We start from the raw sequence: 3120 nt of genomic DNA on the forward strand, positions 1-3120 counted from the left end.
GCCGGGCATCACGGTGGTGATGATCTACAGCTTCATCATGATGTGGGGCAACTTCTTCGTCCCCTTCATGCTGCTGCTCTCCCCCGAGCAACTCCCGGCGTCCGTCTCGATCTTCACCTTCTTCGGCAACTACGGCCAGGTCGTCTACGGCCAGTTGGCCGCCTTCTCGATCCTCTACTCGACGCCTGTGCTCCTGCTCTACGTCCTGATCTCCCGCCGCCTGGGCGGCGGCTTCGCCCTGGGCGGCGCCGTCAAGGGGTGAGGGCGCCGCTGGGTCAGGCGCTTCGGCCGGGCCGGCCCCTGGTTCAGTCCTTCGGCAGGCTCGGCGCCGCGCAGCCATGGTGTTCGGCCGAGGCGGCGGCGAAAGCCGCCAGCGCGGCGCGTTCGTAGGCCAGGTCCGGGCGGCGGCGGGTTTCGCCGTCGGCGGCGGCGCGGATGAGGTAGAGGGCGGACTCGGCGCCGCGCGGGCAAGTGGCACCGGCCCAGTAGGCGCTCTGGCCGAGCCGTCCGGCGGGCTTTTCGGCGGGTGTCACGTTCTCGTAGTCGTAGTCCCGGGTGTACTGGGAGCGGGCGTCCTCCGCGTAGGGGCCGTAGTACGCCTCGAGACGGTAGAGCGGGGAGCCGTCCCGCATGCCGAGGACGCAGCTCTCGCGCGGTGCGCGGTCGCGGGCGGTCTCGCGGGCCGTGGAGACGGCGGAGCGGGAGGCGGTGGGGACGGCCGTGCAGGTGCCCTTGGCGCCGAGCAGCGGTTCGTACTCGTCCTCGTTCACCGGCAGGCCCACCGTACGGACGGGCGTGCCCAGGCGGGCGCCGCAGCCCCAGTGGTCGTTGGCCGCCTCGGCGGTGGCGGTGGCGGTGCGGACGAAGTCGGGGCGGACGGCGGGGTCGTCGAGGGTGGTGGTGCCGCGCAGCGCGGTCTCGACGGTGATCAGCAGGCTGTCGCCGCGTCGGGCGCAGTCGAGCAGTACGGCGGTGGTGGCCGTGCCGTCCTCGGCGTCGCCCAGCCGTGCGGTGTCGGTGGCGAAGAGGCCGGACCAGCCGTTGCCGAGGGGGACGGGAAGCGTGTGGCTCGCGGGTACGGCGGCGTACAGTTCGCCGTATCCGTACTCGGCGCGGGGGCGGGGCGAGCCCGCGATGGTGACGGCGATATGGCCGGTGCTCTCCGCCGTGATCCGGCAGCGGACGGACAGGCTGTTGGCCCGCTTGCCGCCGCTCGTGGCGGCCTTGTCGCCGAAGGCGCCCTCGGTGCGGTTGGTCACCTCCAGCCCGGCGTCCTCGCCGAGCACCGCGCGGACGTCGCCGACCGGAAGTACCCCGTCGCAGGCGCCGTCCAGCGCCCGGTCCTCGCTGCCCGCGAACCAGACGATCGCTCCGGCGAGGGCGGCCAGCGCCACCGCGGCGGCCGCCAGGGCCCGGACCCCGCGCCGGGTGAGAGTGGGTCGGGTGAGTGTGAGTCGGGTCAGTGCCACTGCTCCACCTCCCCGAGCACCTTGGTGTCGCGGCAGTCCGCCGATACGGGCCAGCCGTCCTCGGCGTCGAGATAGCGGTCGAGGACCGTACGGGCGGTGGTGGAGAGCCTGGTGCGGTCCTTACCGCTGATGACGGCGGTCTCGCCGTCCCCGAGCTGGATCTCGGGGAGGACGGCGACCCGGTGGTAGGTGGTGCGGCCGCCGCACACCGACCGTGCCCACAGGGCGAGTTGGGGCCGTCCGGCGTAGGAGGAGACGCGGTCCTCCTGCCGCACACCACGATCGGCGTCCGCTCCGGAGTCCGCCCCGGCACCGGCCTCTGAGGGGCTCTCGCCCTGCCGCGCTCCCCATCCGGGCACATGGCCCGCGCGTTCGTAGGAGTCGTAGGCGGACCGGCCGAGGACCCCCGACCAACTCGCCGCCTCGACCTCGGTGACCTGCCACTCCTTCGGGCGCGGGCGCTCTCCGGCGTTCTTCTCCGCGTCCCACTCCCCGGCGCAGGCGCTCAGGCCGGTGGACTCCTGTAGGTCGCCGAGGGTGGTCCAGGCGCCGGAGGCGATGCCGGGGAGCGAGGAGCCGTCGATCCACTCGCATTTGCGCAACGCCCGGCCGGGTGCGCCATGGGTCTCGTCCGTGTCCACCACGGTTTTCGGCATCGTGAGCGGGCCGGAGCCGCAGTGCTGGGCCTTGGTGAGGACGTTGGCGACCTGTACGGCGGTACGGAAGCCGAGGAGCGCGGTGGCACGATCCGGCTTGCCGCTCCGCGACATCGCCTCGTCGGCATGGGCCGCCACTTCCGCCCCGCCAGTCCCGTCCGTCACCCGGGCCGTCACATACAGATCCGTCGTGGGCCGGACCCGGCCGCCGAGCCCGCCCAGGCAGTCGGTCACCAGCCAGGCTCCCCGCTCGCCGTACTGGCCGGTGGTGCCCGGTGCCACGAAGGTGCCGTGGCCACCGGCCGGTTCCAGGAGGTCCCGGGTCTCGATGGCCTGGGGGACGTCGGACACCAGCGCCTCGGCATGGACCGTGACCCCGTAGCCGTCTCCCCAGGACAGCGAGCAGTCCAGCAGCGAACGGCTCTCCTGGCCGGGGGCGAGCATCGTGCCGTGCTCTCTGAGCTTGCCCGGCCGCTCGTCACGCACCAGCCGTTCGAGGTCCCCGTACGGCAGGGTGCCGTCGCACGCCTTCCTCAACTGGGCCTGGTTGGCGGCGAGATGGCCGCCGCCGCTGTCCCTGGTGGCGAGGACGGCTCCCGCGATCCCCACCACCGCCATCAGTACGACGAGGGGCTTGCGGCGCTGCCGCGCACGGCCCCATAAACCACGCATCCCGCCCTTGACTCCTCACATCTCCTGACCAGTTCCCCCTTGATCAGGCGGGGACAGTATCAGAGGGGCGGAAGACCCGCTGACGGCCGCCCACAGCCGACGAGAGAGGCGAGTGAGCCCCCGACGACCGTGGAAGACCGGCGGCCTGACGGATCAGAAGACCGACTCGGCCTCGTCCATCCGGTCGACCGGAACGGTCTTCAGCTCGGTGACCGCCTCGGCGATCGGCACCATCGTGATGTCCGTGCCGCGCAGCGCGGTCATCATGCCGAAGTCGCCGCGGTGCGCCGCCTCGACGGCGTGCCAGCCGAAGCGGGTGGCCA

At 72.7% G+C, this 3120-nt stretch carries 2 protein-coding genes and 2 pseudogenes; 1 reads left to right on the plus strand and 3 read right to left on the minus strand.

All coding sequences use genetic code 11. The features are described 5' to 3' along the window. A pseudogene (locus KN815_RS05580) lies at nucleotides 1-262 on the plus strand (carbohydrate ABC transporter permease); the annotation flags it as partial. Nucleotides 263-305: 43 nt separating this feature from the next. Here KN815_RS05580 and KN815_RS05585 read toward each other — a convergent pair. The 3 genes and pseudogenes from KN815_RS05585 to KN815_RS05595 all read right to left on the minus strand — a co-directional run. Beyond that, a complete protein-coding gene (locus KN815_RS05585; RefSeq protein WP_253208785.1) occupies nucleotides 306-1469 on the minus strand; it encodes a hypothetical protein in 1164 nt (387 codons plus the stop codon). After that, nucleotides 1460-2797, minus strand: coding sequence for a hypothetical protein (locus KN815_RS05590; protein WP_216340624.1), 1338 nt, complete (start codon nucleotides 2795-2797; stop codon nucleotides 1460-1462). The genes KN815_RS05585 and KN815_RS05590 overlap by 10 nt, the downstream gene beginning before the upstream one ends. Before the next feature lie 153 nt (nucleotides 2798-2950). Beyond that, nucleotides 2951-3120 (minus strand): annotated as a pseudogene (locus tag KN815_RS05595) (6-phosphofructokinase); the annotation flags it as partial.

Origin of the sequence: Streptomyces niphimycinicus (assembly GCF_018883605.1) — a bacterium.
Classification (GTDB): Bacteria; Actinomycetota; Actinomycetes; order Streptomycetales; family Streptomycetaceae; genus Streptomyces; species Streptomyces niphimycinicus.

Coding starts and splice junctions, on each gene's coding strand:
- KN815_RS05590 (WP_216340624.1), bottom strand. CDS start 2,797: ATGCGTGGTTTATGGGGCCGTGCGCGGCAGCGCCGCAAGCCCCTCGTC.